The organism is Stenotrophomonas sp. CCNWLW162, assembly GCF_037203745.1.
Classification (GTDB): Bacteria; Pseudomonadota; Gammaproteobacteria; order Xanthomonadales; family Xanthomonadaceae; genus Stenotrophomonas; species Stenotrophomonas maltophilia_AQ.
Map to the genome: position 1 here is coordinate 533484 of NZ_JBBCBL010000004.1, position 25697 is coordinate 559180.

Sequence of the window (25697 nt, forward strand, 5' to 3'; positions counted from 1 at the left end):
TATGAGGTGCAGGGCGTGCCTCGCGCAGGCCCATCCGTACACACGCCGCCGCCGACGCGGCCCATCAGGTTGACGAGGTCCCCGATGTCGCACCCGCATTCGCCCACCGCCCGTTTCCCTGCTGCCCTGTGGCGCAGCCACCCGATGGCCTGGGCCGTCGCCGTGGCCCTGGGCAGCGTGGTGGCTCCGGCCACTCAGGCCCAACAGGCGTTCAGCCCCGGCTGGTTCGCCGAGCGCGGTGCGGCGCAGGGCGCGGCGGCACAGAGCGGGCGCATGCCCAATGGCGTGCCGATCCAGTTCCAGCTACCCGCGCAGCAGCAGGATGCGGCACGGCAGAAGCTGCAGCAGTCGATCGACAACCTTGGTACGGCCGCGCAGGCCATCGCCCTGCAGCAGCGCCTGCAGGAACAGGCACGGCAGGCGCGCCGCGAGGCGGGCTTCGTGATCGCCGATGGGCTGGGCAAGGATGGCCTGAAGGTCGACGAGAATCCGCTGACCCGCGGCTGGATCAACGCCCGCGAGGCGATCCAGTCGCAGGCCGCCGACGGGCGGGTGCTGGTCAACATCGAGCAGACCGCCGACCGGGCGATCCTGAACTGGGAAACCTTCAACATTGGTGGCAACACCACACTGAATTTCCTGCAGAACCCCGACTGGGCCGTGTTGAACCGGGTCAATGATCCCGCCGCAAGGCCCAGCCAGATCCTTGGCCAGCTGAAGGCCAATGGCACGGTGTTCGTGGCCAACCGCAACGGTGTGGTGTTCGGCAACAACAGCCAGGTCAATGTCCGCAACCTGGTGGCGGCGGCCGCGCGCATCAGCGACGCGCAGTTCCGTGAGCAGGGTCTGTACAGTGCCGAGGCGAACACCTCGGCGCTGACCGACGCCGTAGGCAAAGTCATGGTCGAACGCGGTGCACGCATCACCACGCACGAACCGACCACGGCAACGCGGGGCGGTGGCTATGTGCTGCTGGCTGGGCACAGCGTGGAGAACGCGGGCCAGATCGAGACGCGCAAAGGTCAGACCCAGCTTGCCGCCGGCGACAGTTTCGTGATCCGCCGTGGCGTGGGCACGGCGCAGAACACTGCATCGACCACCCGTGGCAACGAGATCGCACCGCGCTTCGTCGCTGACAGCACGGCCGGCAGCGTTCGCAACAGCGGTCTGATCCAGGCACGCGAGGGCGACATCACCCTGGCCGGCCGCACGGTCGAACAGGCCGGCGTTGCGGTTGCGACCACCACGCTGAATCAGCGCGGCACCGTACACCTGCTGAATTCGGCGTCCGATGCGGCGGGCAGTGTGACCCTGGCCTCCGGCTCGACCACTGCAGTACTGCTGGAAGACGATGGCAAGAGCACGGCGCTGGACAGCCAGCGCGATGCCCTCATCAGGGAATCGGCCGAGCAGGACAAGCTTCGCGGTGGCAGCAACAGTGGCACCTTCGACAATCTCTCGCGCCTGCAGGACCGCCGCGAGCAATCGCGCATCGAAGTCGTCTCCGGCGGCGATGTGAACTTCCAGGCCGGCGCGCTGGCGGTAGCCACCGGCGGCCAGGTAATCGCCGACGCCAGCCGACGCAGCTATCTGGATGATGGCGCGCGCGTGGACGTCTCCGGTGCGGTGGGCGTGCAGGTGGCGATGGAAAGCAACAACGTCAAGGTGAAGGTGCAGGGTAACGAGCTGCGCGATTCACCGGACAACCGTGACAGCGGCAAGCTGATCAGTAGCGAGGTGTGGATCGACCGCCGCCAGTTGATCGAAGTCGCCGCCGGTACCGGCGGCTATGAAGGTACGCGCTGGTATGCCGGCGGCGGCCTGCTGGAAGTCGGGGGCTACCTGGACAATCAGGGGCATTCGATCAGCGAATGGGCAGCGCAGGGTGGAACCGTCCAGCTGGCAGGCAAGGAAGTCGTCAGCCACGTCGGTTCGCGCATCAATCTGGCCGGTGGCAGCCTGGATGTGCAGTCTGGCGTGGTGCAGCAGAGCTGGCTGCGTGGCCGCGACGGGCAGTTGTACCGGCTTGATGATGCACCGGCCGAGATGCTGTACGACGGTCTGTACCAGGGCTATGAAGTGAAGCAGGAGCGTTGGGGGGTCACCGAATCGTTCCGCAATCCGCTGGTGGCACCCACCCAGCGTTTCGACAATGGCTATACCGTGGGACGCGATGCCGGCCGTCTGCTGATCTCGGCGCCCACGGCTGTCCTGCAGGGCCAGGTGGATACGGTGGCCTTTCAGGGACTGCAGCAGACGCGCCGCCCCGACCAGGGGCAGGACGGGTACGCGCAGGCACAGACGGCGGCGGCCCGCAACGCGCAGCTCTGGCTCGGGCGTTTCGACAACAACGGCCGAAGTGCAGTGTTCGATTCGCAGATCCGCATCGGAGCGCTCCAGGCCGACACCCGGTCATGGACGTTGCAGGCGCCGATCGGGGAAACACAGCGCAATACCGTGTGGTTGGACAGTGAGGTCCTGAGCGCTCAGCGTTGGGGGCAGGTGGACCTCGCTTCTGCGGGCCGTATCGACCTGGATGGCACGCTCAGGTTGCAGGAGGGCGGTCGGCTTGGGCTCACTGCAAGCCGCGTCAGCTTCGGTGGGACGGTGCAGATTGCCGGCGGGCAGGTGGAGGCCGGCAACCTGCTTCCGGCGCTCGGCGGGCCCACGGCCCTGCTGAGGTCCGGACGCGGCGTGGTGGATGTTGCGGCGGGCGCACGGATCGATCTCGGCGGCAGTTGGAGCAACGCGCTTGCTGCGCCGGATGGCGACCCCGCGCAGGCGTGGATCGACGGTGGACAGATGCGCTTCAACAGCAGTCACGACATCCATGTGGGTGAAGGGGCAGCGATTCTTGTCGATGCCGGCGGCGCGATCGATGCCAGTGGCAAAGGGCGCGTAGGCAAGGGCGGCAGTGTCAGCCTGCTCGCGGCCAGCACCGAGGTTGCCACCGACGGCAGCGGGCGGATCCGTATCGGCGATGGCGCACGCTTCAGCGCGCACGGCAATGGAAGCGGCAATTTCTCGCTGGCAACAGGCGGTGCGGTGTCTATCGGCGCGCCTGGCACAGATGCATCGGCGGCGTCGTTGCGACTGCAGTCAGCACTGTTCAGGAGTGGCTTCGCCGGCTATGACATCGCCGGGCACAACGGTTTGACGGTTGAAGAAGGTACCCAGCTGCAGGTGGAACGACCGGCGCTGCGCCTGGCCGAGGGCGCACAGCAGGCACTGGCCCGCGAGCAGGGCGTTCAGGCCTGGACGCCGTCGCTGTATGAGGCGGATCCGGCCAGCGGGCGTGTATCGCAGCGCGGCGGCGCGAGCTTGGCACTGCGCGCAGGGCATCTGCTGTCCACGGCCGATCTGCTCGTTGGCAAGGGCGCAAGGATCGAGGTCGATGCCGGCCAGACGATCGAACTGTTCAGCGCCGGCAACCTGGACGTGGCTGGCAGTCTGAAGGCGGCCGGCGGCCGTATCCGCCTGGACGAGGCATTCGATCCGACCGGTGTGCGTGGCGATCAACGCCGCGAACGTCGCTGGACGATTGCCGAGGGCGCCCTGCTGGACGTGAGCGGCGATAGCGTTTCCCTGCCCGACGCGCGCGGGACATTGCGCGGACAGGTGCGCAAGGGCGGAACGATCGAGATCGGGGGGGCGTTGGACTGGGAAGACCAGGACAACGTACGCCACTTGCCGCCCGATACCTTCGTGGTGGTGGAGCGCGGTGCGCGGCTGGACGCGTCCGGTGCTTCGGCGCTGCTGGACATTGATGGCAGCGGGCGCACCCGGGTGGACAGCGACGGCGGCAGCATCGTGCTGCGCGCCGGCAATGCGCTGTACCTGCAGGGCGACCTGGACGCAGCAGCGGGCGGCGACGGCGCGCGCGGTGGCACCCTCGGCGTTGCCTTTGGTGGCGGCACCTACAGCAGAACGGCAGAAGGCAAGGACGTGCTGGCGCCGCGGGTTATCGCGCTGACCCAGCACGCCGCGCAGGCGGCGGACCTGCCTGCACGCCTTGAGTACGGCCATGCGGCATTGTCGGTGGAGCAGGTCGAGGCCGGTGGTTTCGATCATCTGGCCCTGTTCGGCGACATCCGCGCCCTGGGAGATGTCAATCTGCGCATGGACCAGAGCCTGCGCATCCAGGGCTTGAATGAGCGTTACCTCGGCCTCGTCCCGGGCAACAGCGAGGGCGGCCGCCTGCAACTGGCCGCGCCATATGTCCGCCTTGCGCAGGGGCGCTGGTGGCAGCCGGCCGGGGAAGGCACGTTGCGCCCACTGGAGGCAGCGTTCGACAGCGGCCGGCAGCATCGCCTGGACGTGAGCGCCGATCTGATCGATCTGCGAGACGTCACCTGGCTGGCGGGATTTGACCAGGTCGCGCTGCGCAGCCGCGGTGACATCCGCGTGCTGGCCCCGGTCGCCAGCAGTTCACTCGTCTCCACGCTGGCAAGCCCGGGTTCGATCGATATCAGCGCCGCACGTATGTATCCGGCGGCCCGGGCCAAGGGACGCATCGTGGCGGGCGTCCCCGACATCGGTCCTTCAGGCCTGTCCTGGCAGAACCCCGACGCCGTACTGCGCATCCATGGCATTGCAGGCGGCGCGCAACCGGCACCGGACTCTGCGTTCGGAAGCCTGGAGCTGGTGGCGGCGACGGTGGTGCAGGGCGGCAATGTGCAGGCGCCGTGGGGCCATGTACAGCTGGGTGGCAGGGAATTCAACGCCGATGCGGCCAGCCGCGTCGACCTGCTTGCAGGCAGCGTGACGTCGGTGCGCGGTGCCGGCCTGCAGCTGCCGTTTGGCGGCACCGTGGATGGTGTGGGCTGGCGCCGTAACGGTGCCGACTTCGATGTGCTGGGCCCCGGCTCGACCAACATCCCGATCGGTATCGACATCGTCGCCAACGCTTTCAATGGCGTGGCGGGCAGCGTGCTGGACGTCTCCGGCGGAGGCGAGCTGTCCGGTGCCGCATTCGTGGCGGGGCGCGGCGGCTCGGTGGACATCCTGAGGCACGCGCTGGCGGATGCGAACCCGCGCTACCGCTTCAGCGGCAGTGACAATGCGGTCTACGCGATCATGCCGGGACGCTCGGGCACGCAGGCGCCGCAGGCGGTCGCTGACGGCAGCGCCGATCCGCGCATCGGCCAGCAGATTGTCATTCCTGCCGGGGTTCCCGGCCTCCCGGCCGGAACCTACACGCTGCTGCCGGCAAGCTACGCACTGCAGAAGGGCGCATTCCGCGTCGAAGTCGGCGCCGAAAGCGCCGTCGGCAGCCGCCAGGCAGTGGCGACCGGCACGGGTTCCTGGCGCGTCAGTGGACACCAGGCGCAGAGCCTGGGCGGTGGAGTCTCATCGCTGCTCACCGATCTGGTGCTGACGCCGGCGGATGTGGTGCGCCGCCATGCCAGCTACAACGAGACCTCCTACAGCACTTTCGTACAGGGCGTGGCTGAGCGGCGTGGTGAAGCGCTGCGCTGGCGGCCAACCGACGCCGGCAACCTCAACCTGGTGTTGGGCGATGGCGCCGGACGTTCGAGCGTGCCAGCCGCGATCTTCCAGGGCGTGTCACGCTTCAACGCCGGCAGCAATGACGGACGCGGGGGCACGCTTTCAGTCAATCTGCTCGCCTCCAATGACGCGATGTTGGAGATTGCCACCGAAGGCGGCAGCGCCGGCAGCGGTAGCGGCGCCACCGTCTTCGACTCGGCGCTCAATGCGTTCCGCCCGGAGACGATGCTGATCGGCGGCGTGCTGCGGCGTGACGCGACGACCCATTCGCTGGAGGGCAGGGCGCAGCACATCGTGGTGCGCAACGGCGTCAACCTGACGGCGCAGGAAGTGCTGCTGTCGGCCGCGTTCGGAGGCAAGGGAATCCTGGTGGAGCAGGGCGCTTCGATCGATACCTTGACCGGGGCAATTACCTCGCGCGTGGCACAGCCCACGGCGCCCTATCTGGTGTCGGGCGGCCTGCTTGCCGTGTCCAACCAGCGCTTGACGGCGCTCAGTGCGCAGGGCGGCAGTGCCGGCGGTCCGGTGGCGATCGACATCGGCGGATGCGTGGTGGACTGCAATGGCCAGACCCGGTTGCTGTCGGCAGGCAGCATCAACGTGGTCACCGACGGCGCGCTGAGCATTGGCGACGCGGTGAGCTACGGCACGCGCCAGCTCGGCCTGGGCATGTCGGCGCTCAATCTCGGCAGCGCCGAAGCCATTGCGGTGGCAGCGGCAGCCGGCGGCCTGCCGGCGGGCATGACCATGAACCAGGAGGTCCTGCAGCGATTGCTGCGTGGAAACACCGCCACCGGCGCGCCGGCGCTGGAGGCGCTGAGCCTGACCGCGCGCGATGCCATCAATGTGTTCGGCAGCGTGGACCTGGATACGCGTGACAGTGCGACCGGCCGCAGCAGTCTACGCAGTCTGGTGCTGGGTGCCCCTGCCATTCATGGTTACGGCACTGCGACCGACCGCGCCCGCATCTTCGCCGATACGCTGATCTGGGACGGTACGCTGGCCGGCACCACGTTGCCCGGCGGTGAGCAGACCCAGCCGGCCGGCGAGGCGATGGTGGGTCGGCTTGGCCAAGGGCAGCTGGAAATCAATACGCGGGTGCTGGAACTGGGGCGTGCGCCCTTCACCCGGCCCAGTTCGTCGGTGGCCGCGGATCGCCAGGTGCTTGGCTTCGCCGGCGTTACCCTGGCAGCGTCGGATCGCATGTTGTTCTCCGGCAAGGGCAGCCTGGATGTCTTCCAGCGCCAGGGCGACTACGTGGCAGGCAGCGGCTGGCAGTTCAGCGGCGGCGCGCTGGATATCGTTACCCCGCTGCTGACCGGCAGCGCGGGCGCGCAGCTGGCAATCCGCAATGGCGGTACGGTGCAGGTGCGCGGTGCTGCGGCAACCGCGGGCAGCGATGCGTTGGGTGCGGAGTTGTCCATCACGGCCGAACGCGTTGTGATCGACAGCCGGGTGGCGCTGGCGTCCGGCCGGTTCGAAGCCAATGCCCGCCAGGGCATGGCGCTTGGCAGCAATGCAATGCTGGACATGGCGGGGCGGAAGGTAAGCCTGTTCGACGTGGACAAGTACAGTTGGGGCGGCGACGTAGCGCTGTCGAGCCGTGACGGTGACATCGTTGCCGACGCGGCGTCGCGCATCGATCTTTCCGCCCGCAACAACCGCGGCGGCCGCTTGACGGTCGCTGCGCTGGGCCCGCAGGGCGGCCGTGTAGATCTGGCAGGTACGTTGCTTGGCGGAGCCAGCGGCCGCTACGACGCCGGTGGCACTGAAGTGCCCTACGACGGCGGCGAGCTGGTAGTGCGTGCACGCCAGTTGCAGGACTTCTCCGGCCTGAACACCCGGCTTACCGCCGGTGGCATTACCGGTGGCCGGACGTTCCAGTTGAGCGAAGGCGACCTGGTGATCGGCGATGAAGTGAAGGCGCGCAACGTTGATATCAGCGTCGATGGTGGCAGCCTGCTCGTCAATGGCCGCATTGATGCCAGTGGCGAACAGGTCGGCAGCATCCGCCTGTCCGCCCGCGATGTGTTGCGTATCGACGGAGCATTGGACGCGCATGGCAGCGCCTTGCGCGTCGATAGTTACGGCAAGATCATCGACAGCCCGAACCGGGCGATGATCGAACTGACCTCGGCCAGTGGCAGCCTGCAGCTGGGCGCGATCTCATCGATGGACCTGCGCGCCGGCACCTCGGTGGCCACGGGTAGCAGCCCGGGCCAGAACGATGGCCGCGCACGCGGCAGCGTCAAGCTCAACGTGCCACGCGTGGGCAGCAACGACGCCGCGATCGACGTGGCCAGCGGCATCCGTATCGCCGGTGCCGCCGACGTCCAGGTCAACGCCTTCCGCAGCTATGATTCGGCGCCATTGGCCAGCGCTCCGGACGTGCATGGCCATCGTCCGCAGGTGATCAACCAACACTGGCTGGACACGGTTGTGGACCCGGACAACAGCCAGTGGATGAACGCCGCGCTGACCAATACGGTACTGCAGCAGCGTACTGCCGCACTGGGCAGCTATCGCCTGCGCCCCGGCGTGCAGATCGTGGCGCGGACCAGCAGTGACAACCCGCGTGGCGATCTGGTCGTGGCCGGCGATATCGATCTGTCCGGCTACCGCTACGGACCGCAGTCGAACCGGACCGATCCAGCGCGCCGTGGCTTTGGTGAATCGGCAGCGCTGGTGCTGCGCGCCGAAGGCGATATCAACGTCTACGGCAGCATCAACGATGGATTCGCGCCGCCGCCTGCCAATCCCGATGAGGACGGCTGGGTGCTGCTGGAAGGGCGCAGTGCCGGTACGCCCAACACGGCGTTCGGTGGCGACCTGATCGTGCCCGGCGAAGGTGTACAGCTGCAGCGCGGCACCGAATTCCGTGCTGGCGCGACGCTGAACTATGCACTGCCCTTCGAGGCCGTGACCCTGCCGGCCGGAACCGTGCTGCCCGCGGAAATGCGGTTGTCGGGACCGCTGCTGCTGCCGGCCGGCACCGTGCTGGGCGCAGCAGTGACGACGGCGGGTGGCGAGGTGGTAGCGGCTGGAACCGTGCTGGCCCAGGCATTGACGTTGCAGGCGGGTGCGCGCCTGGGCGCCGGCTTCCGGCTGCGCGCGCCGGCGCCGGTGGCCGCACAGGTGTGGCCGGCCGGCGTCGCGCTGCCGATGGCGATGAAGCTGTCAGGCGCGCTGGACCTGCATGCCGGCGCGATCATCCCGTCGATGACCAAGGTGGAGCTGGCCGGCGATGCGCCGGTGAAACTGCGGCCTGCCGACGCCAGCGGGCGCCAGGGACGCAACTGGGCGCTGGCGGCGATGCTGCCCGAAGGGACCACCTCGTGGGATCTGACTGCAGTGGCCGGTGCCGATACGACCGCTGCCGATCCGCGTACCCGCAGCTGGGGAAGTGACGGCAGCATCGTGCTGGCCGACAGCCACTACAGCACCATCGGGACGGTGACCACGACGACGGAATGGAAGGGTGATCGCGTGATCACCCTGGACGGCTCGCTGAATCTGTGGGGTGACGAATCGTGGGTCGGGAAGCCCGTGGCTGATCTGGCCCGGGAGCTGGGTTTGACCGAGAACGAAGTCTGTGAGTCCGGACCCAATTGCGGCCCCGCCCCGCGACTGGTGGACAAGGAAGGCTCGCTGGCATGGTGGGGCGATGAATCCTGGGTCGGCCGCCCGGCTACGGAACTGGGTGCCGAGATGGGCATGTCGGAGGAAGAGATCTGCGCGGCAATGGGCTACTGCTACGGCGGCGGTACGCTTACCGAAGTCACCACCTACGGCAAGCGCCTTGGCTCGCCGGCCTGGAGCGTGCTGCGTACCGGCAAGGGTGATCTGGCACTGCTGGCCGCGCAGGACGTGCGCATGAAGTCCGGCTTCGGCGTGTACACCGCAGGTGCGCCGACGCTACTGGGCGATGGCAGCGACCCCCAGTTCAATCCGGTGCGTACGGCTGCGCCCTGGCACACCTCGCTGCTGGGCAGGAACCAGGTCTCGGGCAACTATGATGCGGCGCTGGCCAGTTACCGTGCGTGGTATCCCGACCATGGCGGCGATGTCAGGGTTGAAGCTGGACGCGACATCATCGGCGACGCCTGGACCGCCCGGTCCGAATCCGGTACGGCGCAGCGCGACCAGGCCGGGCATTCAAGCGCAGCCGTGGGCGGCTGGTTGTGGCGGCAGGGTACGGGCACCACCGAAGGCGTCCAGGCAACACCCACGAGCTGGTGGATCAACTTCGGCACGTACAGCACCGTGGGCGCCGAAGCGGACGCAGCTCCCCGCATGGTCGGGTTCACCGGCTTCGGCACGTTGGGAGGCGGCAATCTTTCACTGGAAGCGGGCCGCCACGCGGGCGTGCTCGACCCGATGGGCAATGCCCTGGGTCTGTTGACCGCGCCTCATTCCAGCGCGATTGTTGCTGCGGTCGGGTCGACCGGGCGCGTCAGCAACGGTGAGCTGCATCTGACCGGTGGCGGCGACCTGACGCTGCGAAGCGGCGGAGCGCTCAACCCCGGCCTGCGCGCCAGCGCGCAGCAGCCCGAAGGGTTCCTGCAGGATCTGGATCTCAATGGCGCGGTGACCAACCTGCGCGGCAGCACCCTGCTGCAGGCGGCGCGCATCGGTGGCCTCAGCGCGATACAGAGCAGCTACGGAATGCTGGGCCTGAAGGATCCGTTCGTGGCCGACGCCCCGGTGGCGATGGCGGGGCCCCTGCTCATTCTGGGTGATTCCACTGCCCGGCTGCAGGCCCGTGGTGACATTGTTCTCGGTGGCGCCGCAGATGCAGGGCGTGTGCCGACGGCCAACTACAACGACGTGGTTCTGGGCGATGGCCAGCATGCAGCTGGCACGACGTGGTTCTCGCTCTGGACCCGAGGCACGGCACTGGACCTGTTCTCGGTAGGCGGAAATCTCGCACCCAGCCTGGCCGGAAGTCTGCATGCAACCGGTAGCAACATGTTCGCTGAAGGCGTCGCGCTGCGCGAGCAATCCGTTCCCGCCAGCATCAATTACTGGCTGTATCCGTCCAGGTTCAGTGCGGTGGCTGCGAGTGGTGACATCATCAGCGCCACGCTTCGAGGCCTCGGACCGGGGGCGACCACGGGTGATGTGATCCTGCTCGCGCCTTCGGCCAGCGGCCGGCTCGATGTTCTGGCCGGGGGCTCGATCCATGCCGCGACCAATGCCACCGGCATTGCACGTTCCGGTAGCGACGCCCGCCTGCCTGGCCCGCTTGATCCTGCATTCATGGCCCAGCAGGGCGCCAGCCTGACCCGGGTCAGCCACAATCTATCGAACGATGGGGTGCAGGGTCCAGACCCGGCGGCGATGCTGCCATTGTTCGCGTTCGGCCCCAGTACCCCGACTACCGGTGCGCTGACGTCCCGGCCCACATCACCGAGCCGCTTCTATGCCGTTGCCGGTGACATCATCGGGTTGGGCAGCGGCGGGCGCAGGCAATTGAGGCGGAACATCGGCGAGGAGAGCCGGACACTGTTCGACTGGTACGAAGCGGGCTCGGCCGTACAGCTGCGCGCCGGTCGCGACGTGATCAATGCGAACGTCACAGCGCTCAACACCAGCGGTACCGATATCAGCGGGATCGAGGCGGGCCGGGACATCATCCGCAGCAACCTGACGGTGGCCGGCCCCGGCAACGTTGAAGTGAGTGCGGGCCGGCAGCTGCGCCAGGAAGAGGCCGGAAGCATCGTGAGCCTGGGTGGCGTCGTCCAGGGCGATGCCCGTCCCGGTGCCAGCATCGCAGTGACTGCCGGCAATCAGGGCATTGACTTCGATGCACTGCGCACGCGCTACCTGGATCCGGCCAACCTGGCCGATCCGGCGCAGTCGCTGGCATCGCAGCCCGGCAAGGCGGTGAAGATCTATGACCAGGAGTTGAAGCAGTGGCTGCAGCAGCGCTTCGGCCTGACCGTCGACGGCGCCGAGGCGCTGGCTGCGTTCGACCGGTTGCCGAGCGAACAGCAACGGATCTTCCTGCGCCAGGTCTATTACGCCGAACTGCGCGAAGGTGGCCGCGAGTACAACGATCGGAATGGGCCACGCGTTGGTTCCTATCTGCGTGGGCGCGAGGCCATCGCCACGCTGATGCCGGACAAGGATGCAGCAGGTGCGACGATCCAACGCACCGGCGATATCCTGATGTATGGCGGCGCAGGCGTACGTACCGAAGCCGGTGGCAATATCGAGCTGATGGCACCGGGCGGACAGATCGTGGTGGGTGTGCAGGGGGTGGTGCCGCCGGCCAGTGCCGGACTGGTGACCCAGGGGCAAGGTGATATCCGGCTGTTCAGCCAGGACAGCGTGCTGCTCGGCCTGTCGCGGGTGATGACGACGTTCGGCGGTGACATCCTGGCCTGGTCGGAGCAGGGTGACATCAATGCCGGACGCGGTTCGCAGACTACGCTGCTGTATACGCCACCGCGTCGCGTCTATGACGGCTGGGGCAATGTGATCCTGTCGCCGCAGGCTCCCGCCAGTGGCGCAGGCATCGCCACCTTGAACCCCATCGCCGAAGTGCCGCCGGGCGACGTCGACCTGATCGCGCCGCTGGGCACCATCGATGCGGGCGAAGCGGGCATCCGTGTCTCGGGCAACATCAACCTCGCTGCGCTGCAGGTGCTCAACGCGGCCAACATCCAGGTGCAGGGTGAGAGCAAGGGCCTGCCGGTGCTGGCCACGGTGAACGTCAATGCGCTGGCTTCGGCCAGTGCGGCAGCGAACAGCGCCAGCCAGGCCGCGCAGGATGTGATGCGCAAGAGCCAGGACGACGCACGGCGCAACCAGCCGTCGGTGATCAGCGTGCAGATCCTCGGCTTCGGCAGCGGCACCAGCAGCATTGCGCCGCCGGCGCGCGGCACGACCGCCAACAGCGGCTACGACGCCAACAGTGCGTTCCAGTTCCCGCAGGCAAGCCGCGACGAAGGCACGCAGCGCCGATAGGCATTGCACGCCACGGTAGGTGCCGACCTTGGTCGGCACGCATTGCCCGATGCACCGCATCGGGCTGCAGCATCGGGCCAGCCGCCAGGGAACGGTGGCGGCCCCAGCCAGGACGGCACGGAGGGCAGGGAGCGGCCATCAGCGGTGAGGACCACCGACACAGCGCCGCCGGGTGCAGGAGAGCACCCGGCGGCAGGAGGGTAGTAGATCCACACCATGCGTGGATGCGGTGCCACGAACGAATCCTACAACTCCAGCACCCGCCGGTAACTCAACGGCCCACGCCCATCGCGCAGGCCCAGCCGCAGCTCCAGTCCGGTGGCTGGCAGCACCTCGCCCTTGCTCGGCAACACGGCCCATCCCTCGCCGGGCTGCCACGCCCGCACCTCGAACCGCTGCACATCGCGCGCCACCGCGATGCCCTTCGACTGTTCCGGCGCCGGCAATGGATACCGGTCCGTGGCCGCGCCGCTGGCCCGCCACAGTGTGCTGCCCTGACGCCACCAGCGCACGCGCTGCCAGTGCAGCCCATCACTGCCTACGCTGCGGGTGATCTCCAGCGCGAAGCTTCCATCCGGGTGCCGCTCGCTCACCAGCGACGGAGGCAGCAATCGCTGCGGACGATCAGCCGGACGCACCGCGCCATTCATCAGCGCATCATCCGCACGCATCTCGATATCACGCTGGAACTGCTGCAGCACGCGCAGTGCGGTGGTGGTCTCGGCATCCGCCTGTCGCAGGCGCTGGTCGCTGCTGGCCACGCTGTCGAGCGCGCGCCAGCAGATCAGCGCCAGCACGCCCATGATGGTGATCGCGATCATCACCTCAATCAGGGTGAAACCGCCCACGGCGCGCTTCATGGCGCGGCCGTCCACGGCAGCTGCATCCGCGCCAGCGACTGCCGCGGTGCATCCTCGGCGACCACGCTCAGTTCCAGCTGCGGCTGGCCGTCGCTGCCCGTGCCCAGGTGCTGCAGCACCAGGAAGGTTCCGCGTCCCTGCACGCAGCGTTGCCGTGCATCCTGGGGTGCCTGCCCGGCCAAACGAAGCTCCTGCCAGCGGTCCTGCGCGCACATCAGTGCCAAGCGGCGATCACGCAGCCGTGACTGATCGTCGGTGGCCACCGCCACCGAGCGCATCACCGCCGCCAGCGCAATCGAAACGATCGCCAGTGCGATCAGCACCTCGATCAAGGTGAATCCGCGCATGTTCCGCTTCACTGCACGACCTGCAATTGTCCGCTGCCATCATCACGAAGACGCAGTGTGCGGCCCTCCAGCGACAGCCCCAGCTCCCAGGCGGTACCAATCCATTCCGGGCTTAGTTCGATGGCATTGGCGGGCTGCACCGCGATACCCGTTGCCTGCCACCGCTGCGGCCGCAACAGGTCGTCGCGCTGCACGGTCACCCATTGGCTGCCCTCACGGCGGCTGAAGCGATAGCCGCTGGCGTCGGCCTGCCAGCGGATGCTGCGGCCGTCGATGCGGGCCTCGTCCCGTGCCGCCTGCAGGCGCTGCGCCAGCCGCTCGGCTTCCTGCCGCAGCTGCCGGCCGGGGTCGAGCAGGCTGCCCAGGCCCAGGCCGATCCCGGCCGTGCAGATGCCGATGATGACCAGCACCACCATCAGTTCGATCAGGGTGAAGCCATGCGGAATGCGTTGCATCGACATCGCCTCCTGTCCTTGCCGATGCCTGCCAGCGTAAGCGCGGATGATGAAACAAAAGCGTCAGCGACGGCTGCTAGCGTGGGCGGACACGAACGTGGCAATGGTGCGGAACATGGATGGCAGGCGCTGGGATCGCAATCGGGTGTTGACCCTGCTGGCGGCGACGCTGCTGCTGGCGGTGGTGGCCTATTGGGGCGTGACCCTTGTCGGCCAAATACCCTCGGTGGCCGCCAGTGAGGCACAGCCGAATGTGCCTGTGCGGCCCGTGTTCGACGCAGCGGCGAGTCTGCCGCTGGTGCGGCTGCTTTCACCCGGTGCGGTGCATACAGAAGTGGTCGTGCTGGGCGTGATGGCCGGTGACCACGCGCCACTGGCCCTGCTCTCGGTGGATGGCCGCCCGGCGGAAGCCTATGCCCCCGGTCAGCGGCTGGGTCCATCCACGGTATTGGCCGGCATCAGTGCCAGCGCGGTGGAGCTGCAGCAGGCAGGCCAGTCGCGCAGCCTGCCGGTGCCGGAGCTGCCACCGGTGCCGACCGATGGCATCGTGCCCGCCAACTCCCTGTAGAGCCGAGCCCACGCTCGGCGGTCTTTGCATTCATCGGCGATGCCACGCAGAAGCAGCCGAGCGTGGGCTCGGCTCTACAGCTGCGCAGGATCAGCGCGCCGGACGCTGGGGTACCACCGAACGACCAAAGGCATCGCCCATGCGCTGTCGCGTGCCTTCCAGGTTGTACTGCATCAGCTGGTTGCCGGGCTGCCGCATCAGCCGTTCGGCTTCGGGCAACGCCGGTGACTTCGCAGATTTCGCCGGCGGCGCCAGCTTGCGCTGCAGGCACTCCCAGGCGGGAATCCGTTCGCCGTTGACCTGTACTTCAATACACGGTGCAGCGTCCTCCTGTGTTTTTTGTTCGCCGGCCTGCACCGAGGGCAGCACCAGCAACACGACGAAGGCGAGCGCCGGACGACGCCATGTGATCAACAGTCCGCTCATTTCCGATCTCCCGCAGCAGCAAGGGCTCTGCAATGCAGACGTATGGCGTGCGCAGTGTCCGCCTGCGCGCGTTGGCGGACCGTCAAAAGATGACAGTGCTGTCACAAAACTGTTGGCGGCTTTGACGCGACCTACACGTCCTGTTGGTAGACCCACGCGCCGCTCCATGGCCACTTCCTTCGATACGACGCGATGCTTTCGATGACTCCTGTTCCGTACCGAGCCGTCCGCCTTCCGCTGCGCCTGCATCCGCTGGTGCTGGCCCTGGCAACCCTGCCGCTGCCGCTGTTTGCGCAGGAGGCGGCACCTGCGCCCAGCGTGAACATCAATGAATACATCGTGCGCGGCAACACCGTGCTCGATCCGCGCCAGATCGAACGTGCGGTGGAGCCGTTCCTCGGCCCCGGCAAGACCCTGGCTGATGTCGAGAAGGCGCGCGATGCCGTCAATGCGCTGTACCAACAGGCAGGCTACCAGTCGGTCTACGTCGAGCTGCCCGAGCAGCAGGTCAGTGGCGGCGTGGTGCTGCTGAAGGTGCAGCAGACGCCGATCGGGCAGCTGCGGGTCGTAGGCACGAAGCACGAATCGCCCGAACGCATCCGCGAACGCGTGCCGGCACTTGCCGAGGGCAAGGTGCCGGACTTCGACCAGGCGCAGAAGGAACTGACCGCGCTGAATGAAGGCGGACGTCGCCAGGTGATGCCGCTGGTGCGAGAGGGCCAGGTGCCGGGCACGATGGATGTGGATCTGCAGGTCGAGGAGAAGTCGCCGTGGCGTGCCAGCGCGGCGCTCAACAACGACCACAGTGCCGACACCGAGAAGCTGCGCCTGAGTGCGTCGCTGGCCTACGACAACCTGTGGAAGCGCGGCCATAGCGCCAACATCGGCGTGTATCTGGCCCCGGAAGATACCAAGCAGGCCAAGGTGTTCTCGGCCTCGTACATGATGCCGTTCGAAGGCACGCCGTGGAGCCTGGAAGCGTCCGGCTACAAGTCCGACAGCCGCGTACTGAACGCAGGCGGACAGGTCGGTACCGGCACCGGTACCAACGTGATCGGCAACGGTCACTCGATCGGCGTCAAGCTCAACTATCGACTGACCGGCAGCAGCCAGTGGTGGCGCCAGCTCAGCCTCGGTGTGGACTTCAAGGACACCGAGGAAGACACGCAGATGGGCAAGGAGAGCCTGAAAACGCCGCTGAAGTACGCGCCGATCACCCTGGCATTCGTCGGAGTGCGCCAGGGTGAGCAGGACCAGCTGAGCATCAATACCCAGTTGGTCGCCGGCACCCGTCGCCTGTTCGGCTATGGCAGCGATGCCATCGGCTTCGGGCAGAAGCGCTACTGGGCCGATCCGAGTTTCGTGGCCTTCAAGGCCGATGTGGCCAACACCCACACCTTCGGCAGCGATTGGCAGTGGTACGCGCGCGGCTCGCTGCAGGTAACCGATGCGCCGCTGGTGTCGGCTGAGCAGTTCGCCGCCGGTGGCATGTACACCGTGCGCGGCTATCTCTCGGCCGAGGCGATCGGCGACTACGGCGGCCTGGCCAGCCTGGAGTGGCGTACCCCGGCATGGTCGCTGTGGAGCGGCACCGATCTGCGCGTCTACAGCTTTGCCGACGCGGCCTACCTGCGCCTGCGCCAGCCGCTGCCCGAGCAGCGTGACAAGTACAACCTGGCGTCGGTCGGCCTGGGTGCGCAGCTGCGCCTGGGCGAACACCTGCAACTGCGCCTGGACTACGCCTGGCCCTATGCCGATGGCCCGGTCACGCGCAAGGACGACCCGCGCCTGCATTTCAACATCAGCACCAGTTACTGATCCTTTCCTTGAACATGCGTTCTCCGGAGACCCTTCGCATGGACCGTTTGCTTTCCCGAGTGTTGCTGCTGCTGGCCGCGCTGGTTGCGTTGCCCGCCGCTGCGGCCGATGCCAATTGGTGGCAGGCCGAATGGAAGTACCGCAAGCCGATTACCGTCGACGCCGGCCCGCAGGGTGCGGGCCTGGCCGGTGACCCGGGCCGTACGCCGCTGCTGCTGCGCCTGCATACCGGCAACTTCGGTTTCGACGGCACCCAGGATGCGGGCAATGACCTGCGTTTCGTCTCGGGTGATGGCCGCACTGTGCTGGCCCACCAGATCGAGCAGTTCGATCCCAAGCTGGGCCTGGCCCTGGTCTGGGTGGACGTGCCAGCGGTCAGCGCCGCGGCGCCGCAGACGATCTGGATGTACTACGGCAACGAGAAGGCCCCGGCCAGCGGCAACGGTCAGCAGGTATTCGACCCGGACTACACGCTGGTCTACCACTTCGCCGAAGCCAATGCGCCGGCACGCGACACCACCGCCTACGGCAACAATGCCGGTGCTGTGGTGCCGCCGTCCGAAGGTTCGGTGATCGGCCGTGGCGTGCAGCTGGGCGCAGGCCCGTTGCCGTTGCCGGCCAGCGCCTCGCTGGCACAGGAAGCTGGCGCGCCGTTGACCCTCTCGGCCTGGATCAAGCCGGGCAGCAACAATGCGGCGCAGGCAATCTTTGCCCGTCGCGATGGCGCCTCCGAGCTGGTACTGGGTATCGAGAACCGGGTGCCGTTCGTGCAGCTCAACGGCCAGCGCAGTACGCCTGCGCAACCAATTCCGGAAGGGCAGTGGGCGCACGTCGCGCTGACGGCGGAGAAGGGCGCGTTGCAGCTGTACCTCAACGGCCGTGTGGTGGCCCAGCTGAGCGGCGAGCTGCCGGCGCTGGGTACCGCCCCGGTAGTGGGCGCCGATGCACCGGGCGCGGTACAGCCTCTGGCCAACTTCGAAGGCGCACTGGATGAACTGCGCATCTCGCGTGTGGCACGTCCGGCGGCGCTGCTGCTGGCCGATGCCACTGCGCAGGGTGCCGACTCGCGCCTGATCAGCTACGGCGCCGATGAGCAGTCGGCCGGCCAGAGCCACTTCGGCTTCATTCTCAAGGCGATGCCGTTCGATGCCTGGGTGGTGGTCGCCATCCTCGGCCTGATGATGCTGATGTCATGGGCGATCATGATCGCCAAGAGCCGCCACTTCGGCCGCACCAGCAAGGCCAACGCGGTATTCACCGAAAGCTTCGGCAAGTTGTCCGGTGTGCCGCTGCGCACTCTGTCCGAGATGGACCGCCAGGGCAAGGCGCCGACCGCGATGCATGACGGCTCGCTGTGGCGCATCTACCAGGTGGCCATCGATGAAATGCAGCAGCGCCACCAGCGTGATGGCAACAGTGGCTACCTGAGCGGCGCCACCATCGCCGCGATCCGTGCCTCGATGGATGCGGTGATGGTGCGCGAGCAGGAAGCGATGGCACGGCGCATGAACTGGCTGTCGACAACCATCGAAGGTGCGCCCTACGTGGGCCTGTTCGGCACCGTGATCGGCATCATGCTGGTGTTCGTGGTGGCGGCGATGGCCGGCGCGGTGGACATCAACTCGGTGGCGCCGGGCATGGCTGCAGCGCTGCTGTGTACCGCAGCCGGCCTCGGCGTCGCGATCCCGGCGCTGTTCGGCTACAACTACCTGGGCGCACGCGCCGAGGCGATCGGCGCAGACATGGCGGTGTTCATCGACGAGTTCGCCGCGCGACTGGCCGAAGAGCAGGACGGGCGCGGCCCGGCCGCGGTCCAGGGCTGAGGGGCGCGCCATGGGCCAGAAGGCGAAGTTCGGCATCAAGAAGCGCGAGAAGGGCATCAACGTGACGCCCTTCGTGGACGTGCTGCTGGTGGTGCTGGTGATCTTCATCCTGACCAGCAACGCCTCCATTCCCGGCATCGAGGTCAACCTGCCGAAGGCCAGCAACAGCGTGGCCCTGGAAAAGCCGAAGACCAAGGCGATCACCATCGACCCCAGTGGCCAGGTGTTCCTGGATGCCTACCCGGTGACGATGGCCGAGCTGGAAGACCGGCTGCGTACCGAACGCGCGACCACGCCAGATTTTCCGGTGATCGTGCGCGGTGATGCGCAGGTGCAGTACGCCCGCGTGGTCGAGGTGCTGGACCTGCTGCGGCGGCTGGAGCTGGCCCAGGTCGGCCTGGTCACCGGCAAGGCGCAGGGCTGAGGCATGACGGCCCATCAACCCCCTCGGCCGGAGCCCGGCATGCGCGGTCGCCAGTTGCTGGTGACCGTCGCGCTGGTGCTGGCCGCCTTGCTGGTGCTAGGCATCGCGGTGTGGTGGCTGCTGTTCAAGGACACCGCCAGCACCCGTCGGCCGGTGGTGCAGCCGCCGATGCTGGCACTGCCACCGCCGCCTCCGCCGCCACCCCCGCCGCCGGAAAAGCCGCCAGAGCCGGAAACGCCGCCGGAAGAAACGATGCCCGAGCCGGAGCCGCTGGATCAGCCGACGCCCGCTGAAGAGCCGACGCCGACCCCGGACAACGCTGACCCGGTGACGATGAATGCCGATGCCCAGGCTGGCGGTGACAACTTCGGCATCCAGTCCGGCAGTGGCGGTGGCTCGTCGGGCGTCGGCCGTGGCGGCGCCGGCAATGCCACCTACGGTCGCTACCTCGGCTACCTGATGCAGCAAGCGATCTCGCGCGACGACAAGGTCAAGCGCCTGGCGTTCCAGCTGCAGGTGAATGTGTGGCTGGCCACGGACGGTCGGCTGGAGAAGGTCGAGCTGGTGCGTGGCAGCGGTAACGAGGAGGCCGACGCGGCCGTGCTCGACGCGCTGCGACGCATCGGCAAGGTCGACCAAGCACCGCCGCCGTCACTCGATTTCCCCGCCCGCGTCCTGATCCAGGGCCGCCGGCCCGGGGCCTGATTCCCGACTTCCATGATTCCCCTTCTTTCGATGAGAACCGTGATGAACGACCACGTCCGCGCACGAACCGACTCCCGCCGCCCGCGGCCGGCCCGACGGGCGCTGCTGTGCTGCGCCGTGCTGCTCAGCCTGGCCGCACCGGCCGGTGCGATGGCCGCCGAAACCACCATGGTCAAGCTGATCAAGGGCCTGATCGCCAGTGGTGCACTGAAGCCCGAAGACGGCCAGGCGTTGTTGGTGCAGGCCGAAGCCGAAGCGGTGGCCGCACAACGCACCGCAGCCAGCGGCAGCACGGCCGCCAGCGGTGGCGTGGCCCTGGAAGCCGGCGACGTGCGCGTGCCCTACGTGCCGCAGAGCGTACGCGACGGCATTCGTGACGAGGTGCGCCAGGACGTGATGGCGCAGGCCAAGGCGGAAGGCTGGGCGGCACCCAACGAAGTGGCCGAATGGACCAAGCGCATCAAGGTCACCGGTGACATGCGCGTACGCAGCGAGTCGCGCTTCTACTCCGAGCGCAACAGCGACATCGTGAGCAACTGGGCGTCGATCAATTCCGGCAACGGCTTCGATACGAACACCAACACCAACCTGCAGCTGCCACCGCTGCTCAACACCCGCCAGGACCGCCGCAACCTGTGGCGCATCCGTGCCCGTCTCGGCATCGAAGCGACCATCGGCCAGCACACTACCGCCGGCGTACGCCTGGCCAGTGGCAGCAGCAATGGCCCGGTGTCGACCACCGAGCAGCTGGGTGGCGGCCTGAGCAAGAAGGATGTATGGCTTGACCAGGCCTGGCTGGCCTACAGCCCGGCCGACTGGGTGACCGTGCGCGGTGGCCGCTTCGGCAACCCGTTCTGGACCAGTGACACGCTGTTCTCCAACGACCTCAACTTCGACGGCCTGGCCGCCAATCTGAAGTACGACCTCGATGGCGGCGACGTCGGTCTGTTCGCCAATCTGGCGGTGGTGCCGTTGGAATACACCTCCGACAGCTCGCCCAGCCAGAGCCGGGTCAAGACCCCGAACGAGAACAAGTGGCTGTCCGGTGCGCAGGTGGGTGTGAACTGGCACTTCAACGACGACAATGCGCTGCGCGCCGCGCTGGGCTACTACGATTTCAAGAACATCAGTGGTCGCCTGTCCTCACCGTGTGCGCTGTATGCGGGTGCGGTGGGCTGCGACACCGACTGGTCGCGCCCGGTGTTCATGCAGAAGGGCAACACCCTGATGCTGATCCGCGACATCGCCCGCAATCCGCTGGATCCGGCCAACACGCCAACCCCGCAGTATGTCGGCCTGGCGTCGGAATTCCGCCTGGCCACAATGAACCTGCGCTGGGATACGCAGCTGGCGCAGGACATCGGCATGCGCCTGGAAGGCGACTTCATCCGCAACCTGGCTTACGACAAGCAGGCGATGTTCCGCCGAGCCAACAGCGGCATCGTCAACAACTACGGCGCCGGCGGTACTGCCAGCATCGATACCTTCCGCAGCGGCGACACCGCCTGGATGCTGCAGGCCACCTTCGGTGCTACCGAGCTGAAGGAGAAGGGCCAGTGGCAGGCACTGCTGGGCTATAAGCATATCGAGGCCGACGCGCTGCCCGACGCCTACAACGATCCGAACTTCCACCTGGGTGGCACCAATGCCCGCGGCTACTACGTGGGCGGTGCCTACGCGCTCGACGCGCGCAGCTGGATCAGCGGCAAGTGGATGGCGGCCAAGGAAGTGTCCGGCGCGCCGCTGTCGATCGACGTGTTTCAGCTGGAGTTCAACACCGGCTTCTAAGCGGAGGGCGTGATGGGCATCACGCGAAGCGTGGCGGGGGCGCAGCGACGCACCCGTCTAAGGAAAGGAGACCACGCGTTGCACAAAGGAGGAATGGATGAGCCGTCGCAAGCTGTTCGAAAGTCCCGAACCGTCCAGCCAGATGCTGGGTGTTGGACCGGCCTATGTTTCAGTGGAGGGCCTGCGCCAGCACCTGGCCGAGTTCCTGCTGTACTCAGGCCGGCCGGTGGTGATCATGCGCGGGCGCAGCGAAGTGGGCTACTTCCTGCCGGCGCGCTGTTGGCGCCAGCGCGACGATGACCCGCTGGCGGCGGCTGCCGCCGACCAGCTGCTGGATGCGGCCGGTTTCCAGGCCGAGGACATCCAGCAGGTGGAGCAGGAGTTCAACGCCATGCGCCAGCGCACCGTGCTGCATTCGCGGCGCTGAGCCTTACGTAGAGCCGAGCCCATGCTCGGCTTTTCGGGTGGTTGCACGCGAGGTTGGCAACAGCCCCTGCCGTTGCCTTCGGCTCTACAGTAGATCCACGCGGTATGTGGATAGGCCACACCCGGCCGCAGCTACAACGCCAGCACCTGTCCCGGTTCCAGCGCCTGCAGAAACGCGTCGTCATGCGACACCACCACCAACGTGCCCGGGAACACCCGCAGCACCTGCATCAGGTGCATCCGCAGCGTCATGTCCAGGTTGTTGGTTGGTTCGTCCAGAACCAGCAGCGCTGGGGGCTTGGCCGCCATCAATGCCATTGAAAGGCGCGCCCGTTCGCCACCGGACAATGCGGACACGGGCGTCTGCGCCGTGGCATCGCCGCGGAACAGGAAGTCGGCCAGGTGCAGCCGGCACTGGGTCTGGCTCCAGTCCGGCATCTGGGCAGACAGCGCCTGGAGAGGCGTGGCCTGCATCGGCAGGTCCCGGTAGTGCTGGTCGAGCAGGGCGATCTGATCAGCTGGCGGCAGCAACCAGTCACCATCACGGTGGATGCTTGGGTCGCCGCACAGCGCGCGTGCCAGCGTGGACTTTCCGCTGCCGTTGTCACCGGTGATCGCCAGGCGATCGCCGACATCCAGGCGCAGATGCAGTCCACCCAGCACCGTTTCGGTGGCATGCGCCACGCTGGCGTCGGTCAGCTGCACCACCACTCCTTCACGTCGCCAGCCGGCCGGCAACGCGAAGGTAGGCTCGATGATGGTCTCCCGCTGCAGGTCATTGCGACGAGCCTCGATGTCTTCCTGCTGCTCACGGATCAGCAGTTGCTTGCTGCCGGCGGTGGTATTGCCACGGCCGAGCTTGGTGGCTGAACGCACGCCGCCCCACTTGCGCTGTTCCACCTTGCGCACACCGCGTTCCCGCGAGCTCGCGGCGCGCTGCTGTTCGCGCATCAACGCCTCATGGGCCTGGCCGCGCTCCTGATCCAGCTGGCGCAGCTGCCGGTCGCTGGCCTCGCGTCGCTGCTGCAGGTCCGCCTGATAGTCGCGGTAGCGGCCGCCGAAGTGGCTCACGCGCCCGCCACGTATGTGCCAGAGGTCATTACAGAGCGCATCGATCAGGGCTTCATCGTGGGTGGCCACCAACAGCGCGCCATGGAACTGGCGCAGGCGCGCGATCAGCGAGCGGCGTGCACTGCGGTCCAGGTGATTGCTGGGTTCATCCAGTAGCAGTACGTCGGGGTCGGCATCAAGCGCGCGGGCGAGCGCATGGCGCATCTGCTCGCCGCCGCTACGAGAGGAGTCATCCAGCACGTGCTGCGGCACGTAGGCGATGCGTGCGCCATTGCGCCGGATGATGGTCCCGCCACTGGGCACCAGAGTACCGGCCAACATCTGCAACAGGCAGCTCTTGCCGCTGCCGTTGTCGCCGATCAGGGCGATGCGGGCACCTGAGGGCAGGTGCAGGTTGATATCGGCCAGCAGGGTGCGGCCGTTGAAATCCAGATCCAAAGCATGGGCACGTAACATCGCGTGCGGTCCTCCTGTTGCTGCGCGCTCACTGCATCCGAACGCGGACGCGCAGCTTGGAACAGGGGCGAGGCCGGAACAAGCGAGGAACCGGCCAAGATCCGCCGCAGGTGGGCCAGACCTGCTTCAGCCGCGCTCGCTGGTGATCCGTGCGCCCTCGCGCATCACCAGGGTCACCGGGGTCTTCTCCACCACTTCCAGCAGACGCTGCCACTGTGCATCGCTCAGTTCAGCGCTGGCGTGCAGCACGCGATGTACGTGGAAGCGCCCATCCTCGTCACGCTCAGAGCGCAGCTCGGCATGAAACTCGCCCAGTTCCCAGCCCTTGCGTTGTGCATACATGCGCAGGGTGATGGCGGTGCAGGCCGCCAGCGAGGCAAGGTACAGATCGAACGGCGCGAAGCCCTTGCCCTGGCCGCCGAGCGATGCCGGCTCGTCCGCGTCCACATCAAAGCTGCCATTGCTGATGTGGTGCAGGTAGTTGTCGCCGGTCGAAACAATGCGTGCGTAGGCCATCGGAGTCTCCATCTGTCTATAGCGTCGAGCCATGCTCGACCAATCCACTGTAGAGTCGAGCCGTGCTCGACTGCTCCAAAAAGGCGGCGCCAGGCAAGGCCAGCGCCGCCACGAAATCACTCGGTACGATCGTACGAGAACTGGATACCCGCCGTACCACCGGTTTCGATGAAGAGGTTCATGAACGCCGGCACCGTTTCCGAACGGGCCCAGTCGCGCTGCAGCTCGCAGAACAGCTGCGGCACGCTGATCAGCTGGCCCCCGGCCTGTTCGATGCGGCGCAGCGCGGCATCGTGCGCGGCCAGCGAAGTGCCGCCGACGGCGTCGACCACCACGTACACTTCATAGCCTTCCTTCAACGCATCCAGGGCCGGGAAAGTCAGGCAGGCCTCGGTCCACAGCGCGGTCATGATCAGCTTGCGGCGGCCGGTGGCTTCCACCGCCCTGCGGAACTCGATGTCTTCCCAGGAATTGATGGTGGTGCGGTCGTAGGTGGGGTAGTCACCCAGCACCTTGCGCAGCTGCGGAATCGGCGGCTTGTTCAGGCCGGTCTTGACGTTGACCGTCGAATGCACGATCGGCAGCCCGTAGGCCACTGCGGCCTTGGCGGTGCCGACGATGTTGTTGACCAGCAGCTGGCGGTCCATCGAGGCGATGGAGTTCACCTGCACCGGCTGGTAGTCGATGATGATGAAGGCGGAATTCTGCGGGGTCAGCAGGTGGTCGCTGGCCGGGTCGCGGATGGGTTCACTGGACATGGTGGGTCTCCGGTTGGGAGGGGGCCGGCGGCTGGCCGGCACCCCGGGGGCAGCTCAGCTGCGCTGCGAATCCAGCTGCTCGTGGTTCTTCTGCACGTCCTGCGCCTTCAGGTAGCTCTCGATCAACAGCTGGTAGTTCGGGAAGATCTTCGTGTAGACCTCGGCCCACTGCTGGGCATCGTCGCGGTTCCAGGTGCGCTGGATCTCCGAGGCCACCGCGGCGGTGTCCATCGGCACCACGCCGGCCTGCACTACGCGGGCCAGGGTGATCTCTTCGGCCATCTTCGAATAGGTGCCCGAGGCATCGATCACAGCGAACACCTGGTAGCCATCGGCCACGGCGGCGATCGACGGGAAGGCCATGCACACGCTGGTGATGGTGCCGGCGATGATCAGCTGCTTGCGGCCGGTGGCCTTCACTGCAGCAACGAATTCCGGGTTGTCCCAGGCGTTGATCTCACCCTTGCGCGCCACGTACTGCGCATGCGGGGCCGCGTCGTGGATCTCCGGGATCAGCGGACCGTTCGGGCCCTGTGGAACCGAGGCGGTGGTGATCACCGGCATCTTCGCCAGCGTGGCCATCTTCGCTAGCGCAGTGGCGTGGGCGCGCACGCTGGTGAATGGCATGTCACCGATGGTCTGGAACAGGCCGCTCTGGTGGTCGATCAGCAGCATCGCGGCGTTGTCCGGATCGATCACCGGGCGGGCACCGTTGAAGTTGGCGGGGGTACTCATGGTCAGTCTCCTGGGGACGGTGGGCGATGGCCCGCTGGCGC

General features: G+C 67.2%; 16 protein-coding genes. 8 read left to right on the forward strand and 8 right to left on the reverse strand.

The window, feature by feature from the left end; translation table 11 throughout:
- Positions 1 to 84 precede the first annotated feature (84 nt).
- Positions 85 to 12480, forward strand: a complete 12396-nt coding sequence (locus V9K93_RS14645; protein WP_337302776.1) for a filamentous hemagglutinin family protein — start codon at positions 85 to 87, stop codon at positions 12478 to 12480.
- A gap of 245 nt (positions 12481 to 12725) precedes the next feature.
- Here V9K93_RS14645 and V9K93_RS14650 read toward each other — a convergent pair whose 3' ends face one another.
- From V9K93_RS14650 to gspH, 3 genes are read right to left on the reverse strand one after another with little or no spacing between them, the layout of a single operon-like run.
- Complete coding sequence (locus V9K93_RS14650; RefSeq protein ID WP_253077751.1) at positions 12726 to 13340, reverse strand: prepilin-type N-terminal cleavage/methylation domain-containing protein; 615 nt, start codon at positions 13338 to 13340, stop codon at positions 12726 to 12728.
- Positions 13337 to 13687, reverse strand: coding sequence for a type II secretion system minor pseudopilin GspI (gspI, locus tag V9K93_RS14655; protein WP_248298391.1), 351 nt, complete (start codon positions 13685 to 13687; stop codon positions 13337 to 13339). The genes V9K93_RS14650 and gspI overlap by 4 nt, the downstream gene beginning before the upstream one ends.
- Before the next feature lie 8 nt (positions 13688 to 13695).
- Positions 13696 to 14142 carry a type II secretion system minor pseudopilin GspH gene (gene gspH / locus V9K93_RS14660; RefSeq protein ID WP_136638057.1) on the reverse strand — a complete coding sequence of 149 codons (447 nt, stop codon included), beginning with the start codon at positions 14140 to 14142 and terminating at the stop codon, positions 13696 to 13698.
- A 115-nt stretch (positions 14143 to 14257) separates the two neighbouring features.
- Here gspH and V9K93_RS14665 point away from each other — a divergent pair, with 115 nt between their 5' ends.
- Positions 14258 to 14710, forward strand: a complete 453-nt coding sequence (locus tag V9K93_RS14665; RefSeq protein ID WP_337302777.1) for a hypothetical protein — start codon at positions 14258 to 14260, stop codon at positions 14708 to 14710.
- A 90-nt stretch (positions 14711 to 14800) separates the two neighbouring features.
- Here V9K93_RS14665 and V9K93_RS14670 read toward each other — a convergent pair whose 3' ends face one another.
- Positions 14801 to 15136, reverse strand: coding sequence for a hypothetical protein (locus V9K93_RS14670; protein ID WP_012511246.1), 336 nt, complete (start codon positions 15134 to 15136; stop codon positions 14801 to 14803).
- Positions 15137 to 15337: 201 nt separating this feature from the next.
- Here V9K93_RS14670 and V9K93_RS14675 point away from each other — a divergent pair, with 201 nt between their 5' ends.
- The 6 genes from V9K93_RS14675 (at position 15338) to V9K93_RS14700 (ending at position 22121) form a co-directional block, all read left to right on the forward strand.
- Entirely contained in the window at positions 15338 to 16954 is a 1617-nt protein-coding gene (locus tag V9K93_RS14675; protein WP_337302778.1) for a ShlB/FhaC/HecB family hemolysin secretion/activation protein, read from the forward strand.
- A gap of 38 nt (positions 16955 to 16992) precedes the next feature.
- Positions 16993 to 18777 (forward strand): DUF2341 domain-containing protein, encoded by a 1785-nt coding sequence (locus tag V9K93_RS14680; RefSeq protein ID WP_295377834.1) that lies wholly within the window; start codon positions 16993 to 16995, stop codon positions 18775 to 18777.
- Between the two features lie 10 nt (positions 18778 to 18787).
- Positions 18788 to 19201 carry an ExbD/TolR family protein gene (locus tag V9K93_RS14685; protein ID WP_005409874.1) on the forward strand — a complete coding sequence of 138 codons (414 nt, stop codon included), beginning with the start codon at positions 18788 to 18790 and terminating at the stop codon, positions 19199 to 19201.
- A 39-nt stretch (positions 19202 to 19240) separates the two neighbouring features.
- Complete coding sequence (locus tag V9K93_RS14690) at positions 19241 to 19906, forward strand: TonB family protein (protein WP_136637921.1); 666 nt, start codon at positions 19241 to 19243, stop codon at positions 19904 to 19906.
- A gap of 42 nt (positions 19907 to 19948) precedes the next feature.
- Positions 19949 to 21694 (forward strand): putative porin, encoded by a 1746-nt coding sequence (locus V9K93_RS14695; RefSeq protein ID WP_136637922.1) that lies wholly within the window; start codon positions 19949 to 19951, stop codon positions 21692 to 21694.
- A 97-nt stretch (positions 21695 to 21791) separates the two neighbouring features.
- Positions 21792 to 22121, forward strand: a complete 330-nt coding sequence (locus V9K93_RS14700; protein WP_046986976.1) for a hypothetical protein — start codon at positions 21792 to 21794, stop codon at positions 22119 to 22121.
- 131 nt (positions 22122 to 22252) lie between these two features.
- Here V9K93_RS14700 and V9K93_RS14705 read toward each other — a convergent pair whose 3' ends face one another.
- The 4 genes from V9K93_RS14705 to V9K93_RS14720 all read right to left on the reverse strand — a co-directional run bounded on the left by V9K93_RS14705 (position 22253) and on the right by V9K93_RS14720 (position 25656).
- The gene (locus tag V9K93_RS14705) at positions 22253 to 23647 is read right to left on the reverse strand and encodes an ABC-F family ATP-binding cassette domain-containing protein (protein WP_337302779.1); all 1395 of its coding nucleotides are present in this window, start codon (positions 23645 to 23647) and stop codon (positions 22253 to 22255) included.
- 126 nt (positions 23648 to 23773) lie between these two features.
- Positions 23774 to 24163 carry an OsmC family protein gene (locus V9K93_RS14710; RefSeq protein ID WP_032129425.1) on the reverse strand — a complete coding sequence of 130 codons (390 nt, stop codon included), beginning with the start codon at positions 24161 to 24163 and terminating at the stop codon, positions 23774 to 23776.
- A 116-nt stretch (positions 24164 to 24279) separates the two neighbouring features.
- Complete coding sequence (locus tag V9K93_RS14715; protein ID WP_136637924.1) at positions 24280 to 24921, reverse strand: hydrolase; 642 nt, start codon at positions 24919 to 24921, stop codon at positions 24280 to 24282.
- Positions 24922 to 24975: 54 nt separating this feature from the next.
- Complete coding sequence (locus tag V9K93_RS14720) at positions 24976 to 25656, reverse strand: hydrolase (protein ID WP_005409868.1); 681 nt, start codon at positions 25654 to 25656, stop codon at positions 24976 to 24978.
- Between the last annotated feature and the right edge of the window lie 41 nt (positions 25657 to 25697).